19 protein-coding genes and 2 pseudogenes are annotated in these 22,214 nt (G+C 70.7%); 9 read left to right on the forward strand and 12 right to left on the reverse strand.

What is annotated here, in order from left to right:
- Positions 1-409 precede the first annotated feature (409 nt).
- The 4 genes from OG978_RS44500 to OG978_RS44515 form a co-directional block, all read right to left on the reverse strand.
- A complete protein-coding gene (locus tag OG978_RS44500; RefSeq protein WP_326770765.1) occupies positions 410-1,354 on the reverse strand; it encodes a helicase-related protein in 945 nt (314 codons plus the stop codon).
- A 31-nt stretch (positions 1,355-1,385) separates the two neighbouring features.
- Entirely contained in the window at positions 1,386-2,513 is a 1,128-nt protein-coding gene (locus OG978_RS44505) for an RCC1 domain-containing protein (RefSeq protein ID WP_326770766.1), read from the reverse strand.
- Between the two features lie 486 nt (positions 2,514-2,999).
- On the reverse strand, positions 3,000-3,659 hold the full coding sequence (locus tag OG978_RS44510) for an HAD family hydrolase (protein ID WP_326770767.1): 660 nt from the start codon (positions 3,657-3,659) through the stop codon (positions 3,000-3,002).
- Entirely contained in the window at positions 3,656-5,137 is a 1,482-nt protein-coding gene (locus OG978_RS44515) for a prenyltransferase/squalene oxidase repeat-containing protein (protein WP_326770768.1), read from the reverse strand. Before OG978_RS44515 ends, OG978_RS44510 begins: the two co-directional genes overlap by 4 nt.
- A gap of 253 nt (positions 5,138-5,390) precedes the next feature.
- Here OG978_RS44515 and OG978_RS44520 point away from each other — a divergent pair, with 253 nt between their 5' ends.
- The 4 genes and pseudogenes from OG978_RS44520 to OG978_RS44535 form a co-directional block, all read left to right on the forward strand.
- Positions 5,391-5,720: a hypothetical protein gene (locus tag OG978_RS44520; protein ID WP_326771093.1), complete on the forward strand. Its 330-nt coding sequence runs from the start codon at positions 5,391-5,393 to the stop codon at positions 5,718-5,720.
- Between the two features lie 190 nt (positions 5,721-5,910).
- A complete protein-coding gene (locus OG978_RS44525) occupies positions 5,911-7,698 on the forward strand; it encodes a serine/threonine protein kinase (protein WP_326770769.1) in 1,788 nt (595 codons plus the stop codon).
- On the forward strand, positions 7,695-8,858 hold the full coding sequence (locus tag OG978_RS44530) for a serine/threonine-protein kinase (RefSeq protein WP_326770770.1): 1,164 nt from the start codon (positions 7,695-7,697) through the stop codon (positions 8,856-8,858). The genes OG978_RS44525 and OG978_RS44530 overlap by 4 nt, the downstream gene beginning before the upstream one ends.
- Positions 8,859-9,535: 677 nt before the next feature.
- Positions 9,536-9,844, forward strand: a pseudogene (locus tag OG978_RS44535) (recombinase family protein); the annotation flags it as partial.
- A gap of 56 nt (positions 9,845-9,900) precedes the next feature.
- Here the strand turns inward: OG978_RS44535 and OG978_RS44540 are convergent.
- From OG978_RS44540 to OG978_RS44555, 4 genes and pseudogenes are all read right to left on the reverse strand, one after another.
- A complete protein-coding gene (locus OG978_RS44540) occupies positions 9,901-11,547 on the reverse strand; it encodes a pyruvate, phosphate dikinase (RefSeq protein WP_326770771.1) in 1,647 nt (548 codons plus the stop codon).
- Between the two features lie 77 nt (positions 11,548-11,624).
- Entirely contained in the window at positions 11,625-12,257 is a 633-nt protein-coding gene (locus OG978_RS44545) for a transcriptional regulator (RefSeq protein ID WP_326770772.1), read from the reverse strand.
- Positions 12,258-13,258: 1,001 nt separating this feature from the next.
- Positions 13,259-13,376: pseudogene (locus tag OG978_RS48675) on the reverse strand (TetR family transcriptional regulator); the annotation flags it as partial.
- A 211-nt stretch (positions 13,377-13,587) separates the two neighbouring features.
- Positions 13,588-13,824, reverse strand: coding sequence for a hypothetical protein (locus tag OG978_RS44555; protein WP_326770774.1), 237 nt, complete (start codon positions 13,822-13,824; stop codon positions 13,588-13,590).
- Positions 13,825-14,524: 700 nt separating this feature from the next.
- Between OG978_RS44555 and OG978_RS44560 the strand changes: the two genes are divergently transcribed.
- A complete protein-coding gene (locus tag OG978_RS44560) occupies positions 14,525-15,157 on the forward strand; it encodes a hypothetical protein (protein ID WP_326770775.1) in 633 nt (210 codons plus the stop codon).
- A 63-nt stretch (positions 15,158-15,220) separates the two neighbouring features.
- Here OG978_RS44560 and OG978_RS44565 read toward each other — a convergent pair whose 3' ends face one another.
- From OG978_RS44565 to OG978_RS44580, 4 genes are all read right to left on the reverse strand, one after another.
- Positions 15,221-15,637 carry a hypothetical protein gene (locus OG978_RS44565; RefSeq protein WP_326770776.1) on the reverse strand — a complete coding sequence of 139 codons (417 nt, stop codon included), beginning with the start codon at positions 15,635-15,637 and terminating at the stop codon, positions 15,221-15,223.
- Between the two features lie 4 nt (positions 15,638-15,641).
- On the reverse strand, positions 15,642-16,472 hold the full coding sequence (locus OG978_RS44570; RefSeq protein WP_326770777.1) for an IS5 family transposase: 831 nt from the start codon (positions 16,470-16,472) through the stop codon (positions 15,642-15,644).
- An 88-nt stretch (positions 16,473-16,560) separates the two neighbouring features.
- Positions 16,561-17,796 (reverse strand): sensor histidine kinase, encoded by a 1,236-nt coding sequence (locus OG978_RS44575; RefSeq protein WP_326770778.1) that lies wholly within the window; start codon positions 17,794-17,796, stop codon positions 16,561-16,563.
- Positions 17,793-18,449, reverse strand: coding sequence for a response regulator transcription factor (locus tag OG978_RS44580; protein WP_326770779.1), 657 nt, complete (start codon positions 18,447-18,449; stop codon positions 17,793-17,795). The genes OG978_RS44575 and OG978_RS44580 overlap by 4 nt, the downstream gene beginning before the upstream one ends.
- Positions 18,450-18,617: 168 nt before the next feature.
- Between OG978_RS44580 and OG978_RS44585 the strand changes: the two genes are divergently transcribed.
- Genes OG978_RS44585 through OG978_RS44600 form a run of 4 tightly spaced genes read left to right on the forward strand, consistent with a single transcriptional unit; the run spans position 18,618 to position 22,205 of the window.
- Positions 18,618-19,151 carry a hypothetical protein gene (locus tag OG978_RS44585; RefSeq protein ID WP_326770780.1) on the forward strand — a complete coding sequence of 178 codons (534 nt, stop codon included), beginning with the start codon at positions 18,618-18,620 and terminating at the stop codon, positions 19,149-19,151.
- Positions 19,152-19,153: 2 nt separating this feature from the next.
- Positions 19,154-20,290 (forward strand): peptidoglycan-binding domain-containing protein, encoded by a 1,137-nt coding sequence (locus OG978_RS44590; RefSeq protein WP_326770781.1) that lies wholly within the window; start codon positions 19,154-19,156, stop codon positions 20,288-20,290.
- Positions 20,290-21,015, forward strand: a complete 726-nt coding sequence (locus OG978_RS44595; protein WP_326770782.1) for an ABC transporter ATP-binding protein — start codon at positions 20,290-20,292, stop codon at positions 21,013-21,015. Before OG978_RS44590 ends, OG978_RS44595 begins: the two co-directional genes overlap by 1 nt.
- Positions 21,012-22,205, forward strand: a complete 1,194-nt coding sequence (locus OG978_RS44600) for an ABC transporter permease (RefSeq protein WP_326770783.1) — start codon at positions 21,012-21,014, stop codon at positions 22,203-22,205. The genes OG978_RS44595 and OG978_RS44600 overlap by 4 nt, the downstream gene beginning before the upstream one ends.
- The last annotated feature ends 9 nt before the right edge of the window (positions 22,206-22,214 follow it).

Raw genomic sequence — 22,214 nt, forward strand, 5'->3', positions numbered from 1 at the left:
TTCCCCGTCGTGCGCTGAAGCGCGAACAACCCCTGCGGGGCGGAGCTCCCGGCTCTCTCCGGGGCACGTGGAGGCTTGCGCGCCGTCGCACGATCCTTTTCGGCGCCGTCGTGGGCGGGATTGTAGGCGTGTGGGCGCATCCGTGTGGCCTTCCGGGCTGGGCGGAGTGAACCTTCCCTGCATACCCGGGATATACGGTGCGGGCCCAGGCCCCCGAGGGCAGAGAGCGTTGCCCGATGGGGCGGCTGGGGCGCCGGGGCCACTGCATGTGAGGGCCCCTCCAGCGTCGGGGCTCCGCCGCAGACGCACGGGCGTACCGTGCGACTGTGGACGTGGGCGCGTGGGAGATACAACACCGGGCGATGTACGGGTGCGGGGCGTGGGAGCGCGCGCAGGACCAGGCGCAGACCTACTGGGACTGGTACTTCCAGCGGGACCTCGGCATCGACGCGCAGGGCACAGGCGGCCAGGCGGTGGTCCTCGCCGGAGTCCCGGACGCCCTGGCACAGAGCGGCGGCGACCTGTACGGCGTCATCGTCAACGTGGCGGTCAACGCCTGGATGGCCGGCCACATCCACGGCGAGGACGGCTGCACCGGTTGCGACGGCAGCCGAGGTCCGGCCGGCCACGACTGGGAGGCCATTTCATCCGGCTTCTCGCCCGGCTCGAGGAATACCGGCACGATCAGCGTCGCGAGTTTTCCCCGCCCGGGACGGGTCCGCAGGGCACGCCCGACCATTTGCACGATGTCGACCATCGACCCACGCGCATCCGCGAAAAGAACCGCATCACACTCCGCCGTATCCATCCCTTCCCCGAGCACCTTCACGGAACTGAGAACACGCAGCACAGCAGGAATATCAGAAGTGCCACCGACGAAATCGGAGGCGAATTCGTCAAGGATCTGGCGGCGGTGGGCGGGGGAGTGCTCACCGTAGAGCCAGTCCGCCCACACCCGGCCCGCAAGCGGGTACAGCTCCGGGTCGTCCTGGCCAACGCGGCGGCGGCCGCCGGCACCCCAACAGCCATCGCCTCCGCTTCCCCCACCCGCGAGTGAAACGAGAGCACACGCCGGATCAGCTCCTCGGCCGCGGCTCGCATCAACCCGGCCTGGATCGCCGCCATCCGCGCCGGACTGGAACAGGCCCGGGACCAGCTCGGCGAGGACGGGCCGGCAGGGGTCGCACGCCTCGCGGACCTGACCGACGAACGCGCCAAGCAGGCGGCACGGGCGGCGGCCCTGTTCGATTCGTACGACCTCAAGACGGCCCCCGACCCCGGGACCTGAACCCCCGGTGCGCCTGCCGCGGGCCGCGCCTGCCTCCGCGGCAGGGCACGGCCTCTGACGGGCCATACGCCGGGAACGTGCCGGGGTTGTGTGTGGGTCAGTAGGCGTAGGTGGTGTTGCCGCCGAGGGAGGCCGTGACGCTCTTGATCGCGGAGCCCTGGTCGAGGTCCTTCACGGTCTCGTAGCGGGCCACGGTCGTGCCGTTGCCGAGCTGGCCCTCGCCGTTGTGGCCCCAGGTGTAGATGCCGTCGGCGGTGACGGCCACGCCGTGGCGGGCGCCGGCGGCGATGTGCTGGACACCTTCCAGGCGGGGGATCTCGACGGGGGCGGTGCGGTTGGTGCGGGAGATGTTGTTGTCGAACGTCTCGTCGGACTCCAGGAGCTGGCCGTACTGGTTGTTGCCCCAGCCCCAGATCTTGCTGTCGCTGGTGATCACGTAGTTGTGGTGTGCCCCGGCCGCGAGGGTGGTGATGCCCTCGATCCAGTCGACGTCGACCGGAACGGTGGCGGACTTGGTGGTGGAGTTGCCGAGCTGTCCGTAGAGGTTGTAGCCCCAGGACTTGACCGTGCCGTCCGCGGTCAGCGCGAGGCCGTGGTGGCCTCCGGCGGCGATGGCGGCGATGTCCTGCAGGCCCAGGACCTGCCGGGGTACGGAGCTGGTGGCGCGGCTGCCGTTGCCGAGCTGGCCGTGGACGCCGCGGCCCCAGGCGTAGACCTTGCCGTTCTCCAGCAGGGCGAGGCTGAAGTCGACGCCCGCCGCGATCTGTTTGACCTTGGGCATGCCCTGGACTCGGTCGGGGACGGTGCGGGAATCGCCGGTGCGGTTGTTGCCGAGCTGCCCGTAGGCGTTGTCACCCCAGGAGTAGACCTGGCCGCTGGTGTCGAGGGCGAGGGCGTGCTGCCCGCCGGCCGCGATGTCCTTGATGCTGCTCAGGCGCGGGAGCGTGGTGGGCACGGTCTGGTTGGTGTTGCCGCCGTTGCCGAGCTGGCCGGAAGAGCTGTGGCCCCAGGCCTGGACCGTCCCCCCGCTCAGGGCGAGGGCGAAGGAGTCGCTGCTGTTCGTGCCGCCGGCGGAGAGCCGCACGACGTCACCGCGTGCCGTGCCGGTGACCTGCGCGGGCACCAGGGAGTCGACAGTCGTGCCGTTGCCGAGCTGTCCTGTCCGCCCCGCACCCCAGCTCAGGACGGCGGTCTCGTTCTCGGCTGTACGCAGGGACTCGGTCATCAATGGCCCTTCCAAAAGGTGATCACGTGCTTACCCGCCCACCTTCTCCGCCCGGACGGGAAGAATTCCCCGGAACGATCAAGATGATCAGAAGCGGTCGAATGGCGATAGCGTGTGATCAGATTTCCCTGCCACACAACACGGCCACAGACAGCAAGACCACCGGAATTACGGCACAACCCGCACGCCAGACCAGGGCCCTCCGCGCGGTGCGCAGATGCGTGCTCGGATGCCGGACTGTCCGGGAGTCCGCAGCCCATCGGTGATACCGGGTGTCACCCCCACAGCGCCGATCGTGATCCATCGGCCCGACGATGAGGTCTCCTTCTCGATCCTGATGCCGGTCCGCCTGGAGGACTGACGGCACGTTCACCCTGATCCGGCCCGCCGCGAAGGAGGTCTGGGACTACGAGCGCTACGCCGGGCCTCGGCCCTTGACACGCTCACGACGTTCGGGAGCGGGCAATGCGCCGACGACGTACCGGTTCAGGGGTTCTGCACGGTCCAGGCTTTGTGCCGGATGTCGATCACGGGCATGGTGGCGGCGAGGGCTGCGGTGACGCCTTCGTCGGTGTTCTCGAATGCGAGGCATCGGCGGGGTGCCTGGTTCAGTTGGGTGGCGGCGAGGAGGTAGGCGTCGGGGTGGGGCTTGAGGTGGGTGACGTGTTCGCGGGCGACGAGTACGGGGAAGAGGCCGGCGAGTCCGGCCGCATTGAGTCCTGCCCGTACGACGTGGCCGTCGTTGGCCGAGGCCACGGCCGTGGGTACGGCCGCCGCCAGGTGGCGTGCGAGGGCGGTTACGCGTGGGACCGGTTTGACCAGGATGGTGCGGGCGAGCCAGTGGGCGCGGGCGCGGTGCACGAATTCGGCGTCCGTGCAGGGCAGGGGCAGGCCGTGGTCGGTCTGTAGCTGGTGGCGTAGTGCGGTGAGGTCGGCCAGGGGGGCGTGGCGGAGCCAGGGTTCGGGGACGGTGAGGCCGAGGTCGGCGAGGGTGGCTCGGGCTGCGTCGGTGTTGATGGTGCTGGTGTCGACCAGGGTGCCGTCGAAGTCGAAGACGCAGGCGCCCGGTCGGACGGTGGCGAGGAGGCCGCGGGCGTACGCCGCGGCGTCGGACGGGGTGTCCGTGGGTGCCTGGGGCTGGGTCATGGGGTTGCTCCGTCGCGGCTTTCGATGGTGGTGAGGGCGTGGCGCAGTCCGCGTGCGGCGAGGGCGTGGACCTGTGTGGTGGTGCTGGTGAGGAAGGGCCTCGGCCCGTACATGACGGGGCGGTCGTTCCAGGTGCCGTCGTCGTTCTGGTTGTCGATGAGGAAGCGCAGCGCGTGCCGGAGGGCAGCGTCGGGCAGTTCGAGTCCGCTGGTGGTCAGGGCTGTCAGTGCCAGGCCGGTGGCGGTCGGGCTGGAGTACGGCTCGCCGGGGATGCGGGGCCAGCCGCCATCGTTCCGCTGAGAGCCCAGGAGTGCCCGGGCGGCGGCGCGGCGCTGCGGTCGGCGGCCGATTGCCGCGCCGATCTCGGCGGCGCCGTAGGCCGGCGGGATGTACCAGTCGGAGTTCCAGCCGCCTTCGGTGGCCAGGGAGGCGAGCCAGCTTCGGGCCGGTGCGAGGTCGATGCCGGGCAGGGCGGCGGCGTGGATGCCGGCGGCCATGTGGGCCACGACGTCGGGGGCTGGGCTGTCGTCGCTGGAGTGCCATGTGGTCCACAGGCCCTCGGGCGTCTGGTGCCGTAGCGCGTAGTGGGTGGCGGCGGGGCGGATCTGGCCGGCCCGGTCGGTGCCGGCCAGTGCGAGGAGGCTGTTGCCGGTGGTGTCGTTGTCGGAGTCGAGGGGTGCGGTGCAGGCCCAGCCGCCGTCCTCCTTCTGGGCCGAGGCCAGGAACTTCAGGGCGGCGGGCAGGGCGGCCGTGTGGAAGAGGGGGTGGCCTCGCAGGGCGCGGACGAGCAGACCGGTGTCCCATACCTCGCTGACCAGGAAGCGCCAGGTGCCGTCGGGCTGCTGGCCCGCCAGGAGGCTGGTGAGGCATCGGCGGGTCACGTGATGCTCGGGGGCCATCCGGCGCAGGGCCAGGTGCAGCATGCCCGTTACCAGGGGCATTCCGAAGAAGGATCCGTCCGGGGACTGTGCGCGCTCCCATTCCTGCAGCGTGTGCGGGGGCACCGGCATGCCGAGGACGGAACAGGCGATGGCCTCGAAGGCAAGGAGCATGGTGCGCTGCCAGGGCTTGATCCGCCGACCCCCATCAGTGCCCAGGGCTGCTCGGGACTGCTGCAGCAGTAGGCGGGCATCCGTCCCCGCGCCTGCGACGGCGCAGCCGAGCGCATGGAGGTAGAGGGCGCGTCGGGCATGCGGTCCTTCGCTGACCGGCAGGGACGGGACGACCGTCTTCGCGGTGGAACCCGTACGGGTGAGCTCAACGAGCCATCGATCGGCGGCTGCCACAAATGGGTCGTGCTGCTGCGGGGCGGCGCCCTCCAGCCAGCGCACCGCCCTTTCCCGAGCGGCCCGCGCCTCCTTTACGCCCGCCAGGGAGCAGGCGACGACGGCGTTCTCCAGAACGCGCGGCTCCGACGGGAAGCACCAGGCCCCGTCGCTGGTCTGCGACTCGACGGCGAACTCCACCGTCTTCGTCAAACACCGAGCTGCCTCCGCGTCGACACCCGAGGAGGTGGACCGGGCCGCCGGTACCAGCCCCGGGCCTTGCACGCGCGTGATCGTCTTCATGGTGGGAGAACGACCCGGCTCGGTGCAGGGGCACGGCGGGAGACCGTGCGCGTGCCGTGCTTGCCAGGGGCGCCCGGCCTTGCGTACGGCTCCGGATCCTGGAAAGCACGCACAGCCCAGACTGCCAGTACGAAGTACGCAAGATGCGAGTGATTCCCTAATCGTGCGTCATGAGCCTTATAAATGGCATCTGTTGCCACGATCGCTTTGTTCCGTTTATGGCAATCTCCGGAGAGGGACGCAACTCGACGAGAGCGGCCGCCGGCTGCTGTCGCGACGCGTCGCCAACGACGAGCCCGAACTGCTTGAACTCCTCACCGAAAACCCGGTCTGCAACAAAGTCGTCCTGCTGCTGCTCGGTGCCTCCGGGGCGCTCAGCTACTGGGCGCCTCTGCAGCCGCTGGTGGCTCTCGCCTCTGCCGCCCTGCTCGCCGAAGCCGCGCTGCGCCGTTTGTCGGCACAGGTTGCGTGCCCCGTGCCGGCTTCCGTCTGAGGCGTATGGTGCCTCCGAGAGCCCGGTTCGGTCACGGAACGGGTGCGCAAGGCGTCGGCGTCTGCTGGTACGGGAGCGGCGGGCGATGCCGGCCGTGATCGCGGACCACTTTGCTGGATGAGGGCCCCTGGCTACACTGCGGGGTCGACCATGGGGCTGACCGCAAACGGGGAGCTGGGGGAGGCTGGCGTTGACCGCTGGGGGAGAGACGTTCGGGGCCGGCCGTGGGGCGAGGATCCAGCCGCTGGAAGAGGGCGATCCGACGGACCTCGGCACGTACACGCTGCTCGGACGGCTCGCGGCAGGCGGTATGGGGCGGATCTACCTCGCCCGGTCGCGAGGTGACGGATCGCTGGCTGCGGTCAAGACGCTTCTTGCCGAGGGGTACATCGGTGATGTGGACCGGCGGCGGTTCGCACGCGAGGTGAAGGTTGCTCGGCGCGCGGAGGGAGTGCGCACCGCCCGGGTGCTGGACGCCGATCCGGAGGCGGAGCGGCCGTGGATGGCGACGGAGTACGTGCCCGCGCCGTCTGTCTCCGAACTCGTGCGCCGCGCCGGGCCGTTGACCGGGACGGCCGCCCGCTGGGTGACGCGCGGCGCGCTGGAGGCGTTGGTGGAACTGCACCGGCAGGACATCGTGCACCGGGACGTCAAACCGCAGAACCTGCTGCTGGAGCTCTCCGGTCCACGCCTCATCGACTTCGGAATCTCGCACGCGGCGGATCTGACGCGTACCCAGCTCACCCTGGGCACCATCGCGTTCACGTCCCCCGAACAGGCGCGCGGTGAGCCCTCCACCGCAGCGTCCGACGTGTACTCGCTCGGCGCCACCCTCTTCCACCTCGCCGTCGGGCGCTCCCCTTATCCGCCCGATACCGAGATGCTGCTCCTGCTGACGTACGTGGCGGAGGCGGACACAGATCTGGCCGGGCTGCCGGACGAACTCGGGCCGGTGGTCCGCGCCTGCCTTGCGCTGTCGCCGGAGGACCGGCCGAGCGCGGAGGAACTGCTGGAGCGGTTCGCCTTCGAGCTGGCCGAGATGCCGACGGCGCCGGACGCGGGCGGATGGCTGCCGACGCCGTGGACGCGGCTGATCGAGGGTTACGCACGTCAGGGCCGCGCCCTGACCGCCGACCCGCGTGCCGAGGCGCCGGAGGATGAGGCACGGACGCGGGTGCTGCGCGAAAAGACGCAGGACGGGACGGCGGCGACGCAGGTACTCCGGGAGGCGCCCGAGACCGAGACCGCGCACGGGGACCCGGCGCGTACGGAGGCCGAAGGGCCGTCCCGTACGGGAGTCGCAGCGGAGGCCGAAGCCCCCTCCCGTACAAAAGCCGCCACCCCCACACCCGCCGACCACCCCGGCACCAGCGGAGGTGCCCGTCTCCTGGTCCGCTCCGTACAGGCCGTCATGGCCTCCTTCCTCCTGCTCCTCGCCGGCGGCGCCGCGTACGTCTACTACCAGTACAGCCAGGCGGACAACTCGGACGCCACCGACCGCGCCTTCGACGCCGTGGCGACCGGCGACTGCGTCACCACCGGCCTCGACCTCGAACACGGCTGGACGGACGAGGCACCCCGGACCGCCGACTGCCGCACCGCGACCAATGCGCCGTGGAGGGTGATCGCGCGGGAGAAGGGCGGGCTCGTCGAGCGGTGCATGGGCGGTGACGGGGCGATGGCGTGGACGCGACAAAGCGGCGCGGGCATGGTCAGCCTGTGTCTGGAGCGCAGGTTCACCGACGGGGAGTGCGTGCTCGGGCCTGAGCCGATGGGCAACGCCGTCCTCCAGGTCACGCCGATCATCGGGGACACCGTCTTCGCCACCACCGTCGACTGCTCCGGCACGCCTCCCCGGGGGCGGGCGGTGCTGCGGGTGGTCACCTCCGCGCAGGTCGAGCGGGGCTGCCCCGAAGAGGCCGTCGTGCAGTACCGGTTCACCGAACGGGGGCGCCTGCTGTGTCTGGCCCTGGCGTGATCCCGAGCCCGCTGCACCGGTCCGATCCGCCGGACCTCGGACCGTACCGGCTGGTGGGCCGGCTCGCCGTCGGCGGTATGGGACGCGTCTACCTCGCCGTGCACTCCGTCACGGGCGAACTGGCGGCGGTCAAGACGCTGCTGGCAGAGAACGAGATTGGCGACGCCGATCGGCAGCGGTTCGCGCGGGAGGCGGCCCTGGCCCGGCGGGTGCCGGGACGGCATACGGCCCGGCTGCTGGACGCGGCCCCTGAGGCGCGGCGGCCGTGGCTGGCGACGGAGTACATACCAGCGCCCTCCCTCGGCGAACTTGTCGCCCGAGGCGGGCCCGTGGACGCCGTGACCGCCGCCTGGCTGGCCGCCGAATGCGCGACGGCTCTGACGGCGCTACACGCGGCCGGTGTGGTCCACCGCGACCTCAAACCGCAGAACATCCTGCTGCCGGCCGACGGCGTCAAGGTCATCGACTTCGGTATCTCGCACGCCACCGATCTGACCCGGACGCGGCTGACGCTGGGCACGCTCGCGTACATAGCCCCGGAGCAGGCGCGCGGCGAACCGGCGACTCCGGCGGGGGACGTGTACGCGCTCGGCGCGACGCTGTGCACCCTGGCGACCGGCCGGGCGCCCTACCCCGACATCGGCGATCCCATACGGCTGCTGGGGCTCGTGGCACGCGGTGCTGTTGACACCTCAGGAGTACCGGAGCCGCTGCTCGGGCTGGTGTCAGCGTGCCTCGCGGCCGATCCGGCGGACCGGCCGCGTCCGGGGGAGCTGCGGGAGCGGGCGGAGGCGATGGGCCGAGCGGGCGCGTCCCGGATGCCGGACCGCTGGGCGGGGATCGTCCTGGCGTACCAGCAGCAGGGGCGGGAACTGGCCGAGAAACACGCGGGAGACCCCGCGCGGGGAGCCGAAGGCCCCGCATACGACGAAAGCCCCGTGCACGACGCCGATGCCCTGTACGGCAGGAGCCCCGCGTACGCCGAGAACCCCCCGTACACCAGAACCCCCTCCCGCCGCATCGCCGGCCTCTCCCCCCAGGGCTGGCGCGCGGCAGGCAGCTTCGCCGCGAACTGCGCGGGCCTGGGCCTGTTCCTCCTCGGCGGACTGGCCGTCCTCGCCACGATGATCGCGATCGCGGTCGCCGTGGCCACTGATTGACCCCGACCTCTCTACGGCGTTGGGAGATCGGCGTGTCATTCTCCCGCCGGATGTTCAGCCCGTCACGCCCTCGCCCGCAACGATTGACCCCGAGTGCTCCCGTTCCTGGGAGACACGGTGTGATCGGAGCTGCCGTACCGGCGGTCACTCCTCGCCGGTGCGCGCCGCGCCCCGCGAGCCGGTCGACCCCGCCCGCATCGGCCGGCGCTGGGTGCGCCGCCGCGCGAAGGGCATGGACGCCGACGCCGTCGCGGCGGTCCGCGAGGACGCCCGGTTCGACGCGCGGCAGGACTCCCGGCACGAGCACCTGGCCGACGACGACCGCGGGCCGCGATGCGGGCGGCTTGGCGCAGCTCGGCTTCGCGGGCGGCGGCGGCCGCGTCGTCGGCGGCGAGTTCGGCCAGGACGAACTCACCCGCCGAGCGGGCGGGTACGTCCAGGCCGATGTTGGCGCCTGGCTCGCGCACGACCCGGCCGCGCGCCTCGGGCACTACCGCGACCCGGCCCGCGAGGCCGCCCGAGAGACCGGCATCAGTGCTGCGACAAGCTGCCGAGGCCTCGCCCCTGAGCGTGCATCCTCCAGGGCGCGACGTGCGAGTCCTGGGGGGTACGCTCACACGTCGCGGCGCCACGACAAGCACGGCGAGTGCGACCGCGATCAGCGGCAGAGCACACCGATGAGGAACAGGCCCCGGCCTCAGCTTGACTTTCGGTGCCCAGGAGCGCCACTGGCACAGATCGGCCACAGCCTTGACCGAAGTCGTCGACAACAGCCTTTTCGGGAAGCAGGCCCCGCGCTCGCCGTCGTGCCCGCACCGCGCACCGAGCGGCCGATCCGGATCGGGTACGCGAGGACGTCGACCGCCCGGCAGGAGCTGGCGAGTCAGCTCGAAGCCCTGCGGCGGGCGGAATGCCACAAGGTTTCCTCCGAGCAGATCAGCACCCGGATCAAGGTACGGCCCGAACTTGAGAAGGCGCTCGCGCTGGCCCGCCAGTTCAAGGGTTCACGCCGACCGGTCTCGCGCGCCCCGCATCAACGCCGTCAGCTCTCCGGTCCGTCGCCGGTCCGCCGGAGGACGGCCTGTGCCGAGGTGAGGCGTTCGGATTCGTTGCGGCCCGTGGTCCTGTCGCCCGCGATGTCGTCGGCCCAACCCAGCAGCCGGTGCAGCTGTGGGTCGGTCGAGGACGCGGCGATGCGGGGCTCGCCGACGACGACCTCTCCGCCCGTTCCGTCAACGGCGATGAGGGTGCCTTCGGGCAGGGTGCGTCCGCCTGCCCGGACGCAGCCGTCGGCGGCGTCGACGGTGAGGTTCGCGGCACCCACGACGGCGGGTTTCCCCATCGACCGCGCCACCACGGCCGCATGACTCGTCGGGCCGCCGCGAGCGGTGACCACCCCGGCGGCAGCGGCCAGGCCGTGCATGTCGAGCGGGGAGGTTTCGGGGCGCAGCAGGACGACCGGCCCTCCCGCGGCGAGCCGGGCCGCGCTGTCGGCAGTGGTCGCCACTTGGCCGACAGCGACCCCCGGGGAGGCGCCCAGCCCTCGGGTGAACAGGTCGCGGGGTTCGATCGCCGTGATCCGAGGCGTACGTACGTGGGTGAGGTGCTGCGGTGAAACGCGGAGCAGCGCCTCGTCGCGCCCGATCGTTCCCGCGTCGGCCAGGTCGACCGCGACCCGGACTGCGGCGCGCCCGACGAACCGCCCGCGGCGCACCTGCAGGATCCACAGTTCGCCCGCCTCGAAGGTGAACTCGACGTAACACGCGTCGCGGTAGTTCTCCTCGAGCCGGGTCAGGGCGGACAGCAGGCGGGTCCACACCTCGGGTTCCCGGTCGGCCAGTTCGCTCAGGGGCTCGGTCAGTGACGAGCCCGAGACGATGTCTTCGCCTTGGCGGCCGAACAGGGCCTCACCGAAGGGGACATGCTCGCCGGTGTTGGGATCACGGCTGAACGCGACGCCCGTCCCGCTGCGGTGGTCACGATTGCCGAACACCATCGCCTGTACGGTCACGGCGGTGCCGAGGTCGTGCGGAATGCCGTGCAGTTCGCGGTAGGTCTTCGCGCGCGGTGTGTTCCACGACGAGAACACGGCCTCGACGGCGAGCTCCAACTGGCGGGTGGCGTCCTCGGGCACGCTGTCGCCGGTGCGTTCTGCGATGAGCTGCTCGACGTCTTGGATCGCCTCGGCGAGGCGGCTCGTGTCGGTGTCCTGCCCGGCGAGCGCACGGTCGATGACCGCTAGGCTCTCCGGGCCCACGCCGGCGACCTCGGAGGCGAAGCTGGTCAGAAACCTCAGCCGCGAGTCGAGTGCGAACCGCAGGTCGCCCGTCTCGTCGGCCAGGGTGGTGGTCGCCTCGGTGGTAAGCCCGAGGTTGAGGACGGTGCTCATCATGCCGGGCATCGACACGCTGCCGCCGGAGCGAACGGACACCGCAAGCGGCCGCCGTGGACCGCCGAGTCTGCGTTGCGTGGCGGCTTCGAGACCGGCGACGGCGGCCGCCATTTCGGTGTCAAGGCCGCTGGGCAGCCGTCCGGTACGGAGGAAGGCGCGGCACGCCTCCGTACTGATGACGAAGCCCGGCGGCACGGGCAGTCCCAGACGGCGGAGCACGACGAGACCAAGTGCCTTGCTGCCGAGGACTTCCGCCGTCTCCTCGACCTCAGCCGAAATAGGGTGAATCCAGGTCATCGCGTGGTCATCTCTGCGTCGCCTTTGCTGATTCGGCTGCGGGTCCTGCGCCATGCGCGGGGTGGCGGGCGGCGGATTCAATGGCGCGGGATGCCGAGGGTGGCCAGCAGGTCCTCGTGCAGCTGGAACCACACGGTGTGATATGAGGACGTGCTGTCCGTCACGTACTCCAGAGCGCCGACCCTCGCCCGGGCGAGCGCGTCGGCGAGCCGGACGGGGTAGCGCTGGAAGCGGAGCAGCGCCGCGGACAGTTCGGCGCAGAGGGGCTCGGCACGCTGGTGGAACTCCGTGAACCGGTCGAGCACCCGGGCGTCGTAGGAGGGGTCGCTGTGGTCGTTCATCGTCATGGGGCCGTCTGCGGTGCGGGTCTGCCACGCCGTGCAGAGATCTAGCAGCTCGGGGTTGAGCACCAGGAACCGGTCGAACGCTGCGGTCAGTCGGGCCCGGGCTCCGGCTTCCTCCAACTCGTCGGCGATCCGCTCGGCGTCCGCGGCTCGGCCCTCCTCCGTAAGGCCCCATCCGCCGAAGTCGCCCGCGGCATGGGTGACGAGTCCGGCCACGGCGAGGTCGATCAGTTCCGATTCGACGTCGGACTCGGGGAGTCCCGACGCCCTGGCCACCCCGGAGAGACCGGAGAAGCCGATGCAGCGGAGGGTGTGAAGCACCAGGAGGTCGGTGCTGGTCGCGTGGGACGAAACAGGCTGGGTCATGGCGCGGCCCCATCAAATGTGGTGTGGGAGACATCTGCGGTCGTGAGATCGAAGGTGGCCGGTCCATGGGCGGCACCGGGTCCTTGGGCTCGGGCGACGATCGTGCCGTGCTGCACGCGTACCGCGTACTGGGTTGCGTCGTCGGCATCCGGTACGCCGACGGCCGAAGCCAGCAGACCGCGCTCGTCCAGGGCGAGGCGGAGGCGTGGCCAGGCGCCGGGTTCGAACACGCGCCGCAGGCACCGGGCGAAGTCACCGGCCCTCAGCTGCACGAGGCGGCCGGTCTCGGCCGGGTCCGCCGTCGTGACGACCACGGTGATCCGGTCGCCGGTCCGTGCGGCGCGGGCAGCCCCCTCGGCGGCTTTCAGGCGATTGGTGCCGAGGAGCGTGATCACCCCGTCCTCGGCGAAGCCGACGGGGCGGTGCGTGATGAGATCCGGCAGCTCCTGCGGCGGGGACCAGCGGTCCCGGCAGGCTCGGGCCGACGGGACGTAGGGCAGGTGCGGAGGGTTCCAGGTGTCGGCGAGGGTGAGCCCGCCCAGATGCGCGCAGGCTTGAACGATGTCGAAGGGGTCGCCGAAGCCGAGCGCCGGATCCGCCGAGGCACCCGGGCCCTCCAGCAGCCTCAGGACCAGCTGGGCCCGCCGGACTTGACGCACGGACGGGACGTCGGCGGGCGCGTGCGACTCGAGCGTGAGTGCCAGCAGCAGAGCCTCGAGGTGGGCCACCTGTCCGAACGCGTCGCGGATCGGCTCGGCGTCGAGAACCCCGACCGGCGAGCGGAGATGCACCCGGCCCCAGGAGGGGGTGCCGTCGGCCAGGGGCATTCGTTCGAGCCAGGTCCGGGCGAATGCGCCCAACGCGTGGGCGATGGATCCCGCAGACGGTGTCGGAGGCTGCGGGACCGCGCTGGTGGTGTCAGACTCCGCGATGGCGTTCCGCTCCGTCGCGCCGTTCCGCTCCGTCGCGCTGCTCCGCTCCGCGGTGCCACTGTGCTCAGCCGTGGCGGCACGCTCGACCATGTCGACCAGCACCGCCAGATAGAGAGCGCGTTTTGCCCGGGAAGTTCGAGTACACCGCGCCACGCGTCAGCTCGGCCTGCTCGGCGATCTCGTCCACCTTTGCGTGCGCTCCTGCTGCTGAGCCCGGGACAGACGCACCATCCGCGACACCTCCCTGTCCGTTCGCCGCCATTCACAGCAAAAGATACACAGAGCATCCTGATGATTAGGCCATCCAAGTCCGGGACGACGCGAAGCGGGACGGCTGCCGGCCGACCGGTTCAGGCTGCCGGTTGCTCAGGCCCGTAGGGGGCCGGCCGGGCGCGCCGTCAGAAAGCGCCGACCACCGATGAGCCGACGGTGCGCGCCGCGGTCCGCCAGGCCGTCCGCGACATCCGCCCCGGACCCAGCCCCTGCCTGCCGCCGATCCGCCGGCAGATCCCGCTCTCGCCGCGCAGCGCCGCGTCGTCGACGACCTCGCCGCCAGCACCTACGCGATCGGGGAGCTGATGCTCGAAGTCGCCCCGGCCTACCTGTCCGAACCGCGGCCGCCGAGGTGTGGGCACACGGCGAGCGCGCGGTGGCCGACCCGGCGCCATGCCTGGGTGGTCTGTACGAGCAGACCACCCCGACCTCAGCCGCAAGCGTTGCCGTAGGTGCTCGGGCTCGAGATGTAGGGCCATCGGCCTGCGCTTCCACCTGCTGCGCTTTCCAGATTTTGATCCGGAGCGGCGGGGCATCAGGAAAAATTCTGTCCGAGGGTGTCCGAGGTCCTCTGACCCCTCGTAGAGCCAGGTGCAGCGCATCCGCGCTGCACTCGCCTCCCGGCCCACCTGCCGGGCCGGCAAGTGAATGGGGAAGCCGTGGACTCCACGACGTCTCTGTGTACGACCCGTTGCCTACTTGGAGCCTCCCTTGGAGTCTTCGCTTCCTTGTCTGGGGTGGTTCTCGGTTCGGTGTCCGGTCCTGGGTGCTGTGGACCGGGCTGATTCGGTTTGTTTCATGGGGTGTTGAGCGTTGGTGGCCGGGCGATGGTGTTGGACAAGTCGTGAGGATTAGCTGGTCACTGGGTGAGGATTACTTGGTCAGGGGAGTGAGAGGGCATTCTGAACCGGTATGACCGATTCCCGCAGTTGGCTTGTGCCAGGCACCGTCCTGGCGGTCACGTGGTCCTTCGGCGGCTTCTACAGTGTCCCGAGGTAAAGGGGGCGGGCGGGGACGGTAGATCAGAAGGGCTGACTCAAGAACGTGGTACGGATCGAGCGATTGGCGGACCTGAAGCCCGTTCACCAGCGTCAGGCGGCCGTCCTGGCCCTGTGGCGGTGGCGCGCGCCGATACTCGCGTTCGAATTGGATGCAGAGTGGGGCGTCGACCAGTCCGTGCTGGAGTCGCTGTTCCGACTGGCAGCATCACCCGCTGGTGAACAGTCGGATCGCGCATACCGGCGAGCAATCGCCGAGCTGTGCAGGGCCCCGCTCTTCACGTCTGAAGTCGACCCGGCCACGGTCCAGCTCTTCCAGTTGGAGACCATCAGCAACCTGCTGACCTTCGGCGAACTGCTGGACAAGGCTGGCGTGGACGAAGTCGAGCGAGTGGTCGAAGCCTCGGCCGGCCTGGCGAACTACCTTGACGGTCTCGTCGAGGGCTCCTTCTACTCTCACCCCGCGGAGGAAGCCCACCGCCAGTACCTCGCCAACCTGGCGGACCGGGCGAGCGAGGGCTATTTCGCGTCGCGCCACATCGCCGTCGAGACCGCCTGCCATGGTGCTCTCGGGGTTCTCCCCGATTCCGCAGGGCTGCTCGACTCGTCCACGGGTCGCGAGTTGCTCGCGCTCTGCGAGGACTTCGGCGAAGAGCTCGTCACAACGATGCAGTGGCTCCGCATGACGGGTCACTAGCGTCGTGAGCCGGATGGCGAGTGCGGCAGCCGTGACGGACGGGTGACCTGGAACGGAGGGCTGCTACGGGCGGCGCTGGAAGAACAGGCCCGGTTCGGTCTCGGCGAGGACGCCCAGGCTGACCAGGCGCTTGAGCTTGTGCCGAGTGCTCTCGATGTTCTTCGGCTTGAGCGGGAGGTCCAGGGCCTGGCACAGGTCGCGGGCACGCATCGGTCCAGCAGCGTCGACGAAGACGTCGAGGATCTGCTGGTAGGCCGGGTGGGCCGGCAGGACAGGCGGCTCCTCGGCTGGCTCCGGGGTCGCCGGCGGGAGGGCGAGGAGCGTCTTACGGGTCACCGCCAGGCTCTCGATCTCCTCGTCGAGTTCACGCAGGCGCACGGCGAGCTCGTCCATCTGCGCACGGATCTGCACTGCATCGCCGACGAGCTCGCGTTCGCGTGCGTCGATCCGCTCCAGAAGCGGCGTGACCTGGTCATCCATGCCTTCACCCGCGCCAGGTGGGCGTGGTCTGGCCAGTGAGGCGGCGCGCTATCACGTCGATCATTGCCCAGCGCACCCTGGACTCCGAGGACTTCGGCCTGCTCTCGTAGTCCCGCACGAGCCGCCGAAACAGCATGAGGATGCCGAGCGTCTGCTCCACGATCCACCTCTTGGCCTGCGGGACAAAACCGACGCCCCTGTCGGTTGGGTTGCGTTCGACGATCTCGACGTCGATGCCAACCGTGGTGCCGTGCTCGACGACGGTCTTCTTGAAGCCCTGGTCCACCAGCGCCTTCTTGATAGTGCCGATGGGGGCGACCTGGCCGAGGAGCGCGATGCCGAACGCGTTGTCGTGGGCGCTGGCAGCCAGCACGGTCACGGCGATGACCAGGCCGAGGACGTCCACCGCCAGCCCGCGCTTGCGGCCCGGCACCCTCTTGGCCGCGCCCTTCCCGGTCGTGGTGGTGGGCACGTTCACCGCCGCGTGGACGCTCTGCGTGTCGATCACGACCAGGCTCGGGTCCTCCGACCGCCCGGCCTTCTCGCGGACCTGCCAGCGCAGCAGGTCGTTGATCTTCACGTCCGTGCCGTCGTCGCGCCAGGCCGCGAAGTAGTAGTAGACGGCCGACTTCGGCGGCAGGTCGTGCGGGAGGTAGTCCCACTGGCAGCCGGTCCTGCCCTGGTACAGGATCGCGTTGACGATCTCCCGCATCTCGTACCGACCCTGATGCCCCGTCGGGGACGGGTGGTCGGCCTTCCACGCCGAGATCACCGGCTCGATCAGCGCCCACCGCTCATCGGACAGGTCGCTCTTGTAAGGCTTGCGGTCACTCACCCAGACAGCCCAACAGGACCAAGCAGCCCGACCGGCCCGAACCGCCCAAACCCACACGATCAGGCGACCACAAGACCGCCATACCGGCTCAGAATGACCTCTCAGAGGCTGGGCTCTGTGGGGCCTGTTCCGGGGGAGCGGTGGGCAGTTCGACTCGGACGGTGAGGCCGCCGCCGGGGCGGGGGGTGGCGGTGAGCTCGCCGTGGTGGGTCAGGGTGATCGCCCGGACCACGGCCAGTCCCAGCCCGGACCCGTCGCTCCGGTGTTCCCGACCGCGCTGGAACGGTTCGAAGAGCGTGGGAATTTCGTCCGGGTCCAGCACCGGGCCGGTGTTGCCGACCTCGATGAAGGCAAGGCCGCCGGCGGCGCCGGTGGTCACCGTCACCGCGCCGTCACGGTGGTTGTGCCGCACAGCGTTGGCCAGCAGGTTCAATGCAATCTGCCGGAGCAGTGAGGGGTCGCCCGCGACCGGGGCGGGCTCCGGGTCGGCGGTGATCCGGATGCCCGCCGTCCGGGCCTCGTCGGCCAGGTCCGCCAAGGCGTCCCTGGCGGCGTCCTCGAGGTCGACCGGATGCGGCGTCGGCTGTGCGCTCTCGCCACGTGCCAGTGTCAGCAGTGCCGCGATCAGGCGTTCACTGCGGGCGTTGGCGTCCAGCGCACGCTGGACGGCGGGTCTCAGGTCGGCCGGGACCCGGCCTTGGGCCAGCGGGATCTCCAGAGCGGTGCGCTGGAGGGTGAGCGGGGTGCGCAGTTCGTGCGAGGCGTGGGAGGTGAAGCGGCGCTGGGCGGTGAAGCTGCGGTCGAGGCGGTCGAGCATGGCGTCGAAGGTGTCGCCGAGTTCGCGGACCTCGTCGTGCGGGCCGGTCAGGCCGAGCCGTTCGTCCAGGGTGCTGCCGGTGCTGATACGCCGGGCCGCCGCAGTGACCTGGCTGAGGCGGTGCAGTGAGCGGCTGCTGCCCCACCAGGCGAGCAGCGCGGCGAGTGCGGTGAAGACGGCGAGCAACAGCAGGGAGCGCAGCAGCAGGTCACTGAGGACGGTGTGCTGAAAGTCCTCGAAGCGCTGGGCGGGACTGACGACCGCGGCGGGCATCGAGGAGCCTTGCGGGGTGGCGGTGGGGCTCGGCTCCGCCTGGGCGGGAGCCAGCACGCCTGCGGGGACAATGCGGTGGCGGTTGTCCTTCAGGAGTTGACGGGTGCTCAGCCAGTTCAGCAGGAGCAGCCCGCAGCCGAGGACTGCGAAGACCGCCGTGGTCATCAGGGTCAGTCGGCCGCGCAGGGGCAGCCCGTGCAGCGAGAGGCGGCGACCGGCCCGGGCTCGGTTCACAGCCGGTACCCGTAGCCGGGGTCGTTGGTGATCAGTGGCGGTTCGCCGAGCTTGCGGCGCAGCGAGTGGACGGTGACCCGGACGGCGGTGGTGGCCGGGTCCAGCGCCGCGTCCCACAGGCTGTCCCGCAGCTGCTCGGTGTGGACCGGGGCGCCGTCCGCGGCCAGCAGCAGTTCCAGCACTCCGAGCTCCTTGGGTGTCAGCTTCAGTGGCCGGCCGTCGCGTTCGGCGACCCTGCGTACGGTGTCCAGGTTGACGCCGTGCCTGCTCAGCACGGTGGCGCTGCTGCCGGCAGGGGAGCGGCGGCCCAGCGCGCGCAGCCGGGCGATCAGTTCCAGGTACGAGAAGGGTTTGGCCAGGTAGTCGTCGGCGCCCTGGCCGAGGCCGTCGACCAGGTCGGCGAGGGCGCCGGCGGCGGTGAGCATCAGGATTCTGGCCGGGTAGCCGACTGTGTTCAGGGCCCGGCAGACGGCGTCCCCGCTCAGGTTGGGCAGGTGCCGGTCCAGGAGCAGGACGTCATACTCGGCGGCGGCCGTCATTTCGAGCGCGCGGGCGCCGTCGTGGGCGACCTCGCAGACCATGCCCTCGGCGCGCAGGCCCTCGGCGAGCATCGCGGCCAGGTCCACCTCGTCCTCGACGATCAGCACTCGCATTCTGTTCCACTCCACTCGCCGCGCTCTGCGCCCTGCCCTGTCCTGTCCTGGTCAACGATGCCTCGGCAGGCGTTAGCCAGCGGTTAGGCCCACACTCACCCGTGCATAACTCGTCGGTCCGTAGGAATGGTGGAGGTCAATGTCGACGTCCAGCAGGGAGAGCGGGAAATGCATACCAAGACCGTACGGACCGTACTGGCGGCGACCGCCGTGACGGCGGCGCTGGTGATGACCGGCTGCTCCTCACAGGGCACGGCGCCCAACGTGGCCGGGGGCGACGGCGCGGGGAAGAGCAAGCCTCAGGACGACAGCGTGGTCCGGCGGGCCTGGGTGGACTGCATGCACAAGCAAGGGCAGACCAGCGTCGAGCAGGACAAGGACGGCAACATCACCTTCCCGGCCACCGGAACCGGTGTCGACAGTCCCGGCTCGGCCAACGGCTTCGACGCGGCGAGCAAGGTTTGCGACGCCAAGGTCCCCGGCATCCACCAGGCCCTGAAGAAGGGCAACGAGAAAATCGTCGAGCAAGGGCGCGCGTTTGTCGCGTGCGCGCGGAAGAACGGCTACGCGGACATCCCTGACCCCGACCCCAAGAGCGGCGTCCTCAATTTCCCGGCGAAATCGTTCAACACCTCCGCGTGGGACGCCATCCAGCCGGCCTGCGGCAAGCTCCCGATGCCCGGCTACTCGATCGGTCAGTGATCATGAGCCGCACTGTTGAGACCACCGCCCCCGCCCGCACCTCGCCCGCCCCCGCGCGAAAGAAGCACCGTAAGGTCGTCGTCGCGCTCGTCCTGGTCGCCGCGCTCGGCGGCTCGGGTGCGCTCGCCGCGATGCGCCCCTGGGAGCACCACGGCACCGCCTCCCCGCAGCCGTCCGTCAGCCACGGCACCGTCGCGGTGCAGAAGGGCTCGCTGTCCACCGGCATCCAGGTCGGCGGCGCGCTCAGCTACAGCACCCCGACTCCCGTCATCGCCTCCGGCCACGGAACCATCACCGCCCTGCCCGCCGTCGGCGCCGTCATCAAGGCGGGAGCGAAGTTCTACGAGGTCGACGGACGGCCCGTGGTGCTGCTCACCGGGGACCGGCCGATGTGGCGCGACCTCGGCCCCGACATCAGTGACGGACCCGACGTCGAACAGCTCAAACGCAACCTGATCAAGCTCGGCCACGCCGACGGACTCGGCCTGGCGGCCGATCAGAAATTCACCCGTGCCACCGTCACCGCCGTCAAGCGCTGGCAGAAGGCCCTCGGTGAGAAGCAGACGGGAACGGTCACGCTCGGCAGCGTCGTCATGCTGCCACAGGCGACCGTGCGGGTGCAGCAGCTCGGCGCACAGCTCGGCTCGGCCCTCGGGGCCACCGCGGTCATGACCGTGACCGGCACCGACCTGGTCGCCACCGCGCAGCCCGCCGACAACCAGCTCTCCCAGTTCAAGCCCAACGGCCGGGTGACGGTGAAGCTGGCCAACGGCAGCACCATCGACGGACGCATCCGCTCACTGGTCCGCGGCGGCACCGGTAACGGCGGGGACAACGGCTCGGACGGCTCCGGTGGCGCGGACAAGACCACCGTCACCATCGCGCTGGACCACCAGCGGCAGGCCAAGCAGGCCGGGCCCTCCTCCGTGACCGTCACCGTCGTCGGCGAGACCGTCGGCGATGCGCTCATCGTCCCCGTCACCGCGCTGCTCGCGCTGGACGGCGGCGGCTACGGAGTCCAGGTCGTCAGCGGCACCACCACCCGGCTCGTCAGGATCCAGCTGGGACTGGTCGCCGACGCCAAGGCGCAGATCACCGGGGACGTCCAAGCCGGCGCCCAGGTGGTGATCCCGAAGTGATGCCCCATCAGCCACCCGGCAGGGCACCCGTGCTGGTACTCTCCGGCATCACCAAGGAGTACCCGGGATCACCGCCACTGCGCATCCTGCACGGCATCGACCTCACCGTCGAAGCCGGAGAACTCCTCGCCGTCGTCGGCCCCTCCGGCTCCGGCAAGTCCACCCTCCTTGCGCTGCTCGGCTCCCTCGACCGGCCCACTGCAGGAAAGCTGCACTTCGAAGGACGCGACCTGTCCGCGCTCTCCGACCCCGAACTGGCCGCCCTGCGCGCCCACCGGATCGGCTTCGTCTTCCAGCAGTTCTTCCTGCTGTCCGGGCTCACCACGGTCGAAAACGTCGCCACCGGCCTCCTCTACAGCGGCGTCCCCGCCTCACTCCGGCGCGCCAGAGCCGCCGAAGCCCTGCACGAGGTGGGCCTCGGGCACCGACTCCACCACCACCCCGACCAGCTCTCCGGTGGCGAGAAGCAGCGCGTCGCCATCGCCCGCGCCCTCGTCGGCCGCCCCGCACTGCTGCTCGCCGACGAACCCACCGGGGCCCTGGACAGCGTCTCCGGCGCCGCCGTCGTCGAGCTGCTGCGCACCCTGAACGCCAACGGCACCACGGTCGTCGTCATCACCCACGACCGCGAGCTGGCCGCCTCCTTCCCCCGGCGAATCGCCCTCCATGACGGCCGCATCGACTTCGACGAACGCGGCCCGCACCCCGCAGGAGCTGTCCGATGACGCCACCCCTGCGACGCACCCGGCTGCGCCCGACGGACATGCTGCGTCTCGGCATGATCGGACCGCGCACTCGCAAGATGCGCTCCGCCCTGTCCGCGCTCGGCATCTCCCTGGGCATCGCCGCCGTCATCGCCGTGACCGGGATCTCCGCCTCCAACCAGGCGCACCTGCTGGAGCGCCTGGACCGGCTCGGCTCCAACCTGATCACCGTCGCCCCCGGCAACGGCGCCGACCAGAAGCCGGTGCCGTTGCCGTCCACGGCCGAGAAGATGCTGGCCAACATCGCCCCCGTGCAACAGGTCACCGCGACCGGGGCCACCAAAGCCCAGGTCTACCGCAACGACCTGATCCCGGCGCAGCAGACCAACAGCCTCACCGTGCTGGCCGCGCGGCTCAACCTGCTCGACGTCCTGCACGCCACCCTGCAGAGCGGGCGCTGGCTGGACAAGGCGAGCGAGGACCTCCCGGTGACCGTGCTCGGCGACCAGGCCGCGCTCCGGCTCGGCGTGACCGCACCGGGCGAGCGGGTCTGGCTGGGCGGACAGTGGTTCGTCGTCACCGGAGTCCTGGCCCCGAACGAGCTCGCACCCGAGCTCGGAACCGCCGCCCTGGTCGGCTGGCCCGAGGCCATCGCCCACCTGGGCGCGGACGGGACCGCCGCCATGGTCTACCTCAGGGCTTACCCCGAACGCGTCCCTGACGTACAGACCGTTGCCGGAGCCACCGCCGACCCCGCCAACCCGAGCACGGTCGCCGTCAGCCGCCCTTCCGACCTGTACACGGCACGGGCCGAGACCAAGAACTCCCTCACCGGACTGGTCCTCGCCCTCGCTGCGGTCGCCCTGCTCGTGGGCGGCGTCGGCATCGCCAACACCATGGTGGTGGGAGTGATGGAACGCCGCGGCGAGGTCGGACTGCGCCGCGCGCTGGGCGCCCGAGGCGGCCAGATCGCCGTTCAGTTCCTCATCGAGGCCGTACTGATGGGCCTCATCGGAGGAGTCGGCGGGCTGTTCGTGGGCGGCCTCGCGGTCTACGGCTACGCCTTCGCACAGGGCTGGCCCGCCTCCATCCCGCTCTACACGGTCATTGCCGGACCCCTGGTGTCGGTACTGGTAGCGGCCGTCGCCGGAATCTACCCGGCACTGCGCGCAGCCAGGGTGTCCCCGACAGACGCCCTGCGCTCGGCCTGACCGACGCGC

Source organism: Streptomyces sp. NBC_01591 (assembly GCF_035918155.1).
In the GTDB taxonomy this organism is placed as follows: Bacteria; Actinomycetota; Actinomycetes; order Streptomycetales; family Streptomycetaceae; genus Streptomyces.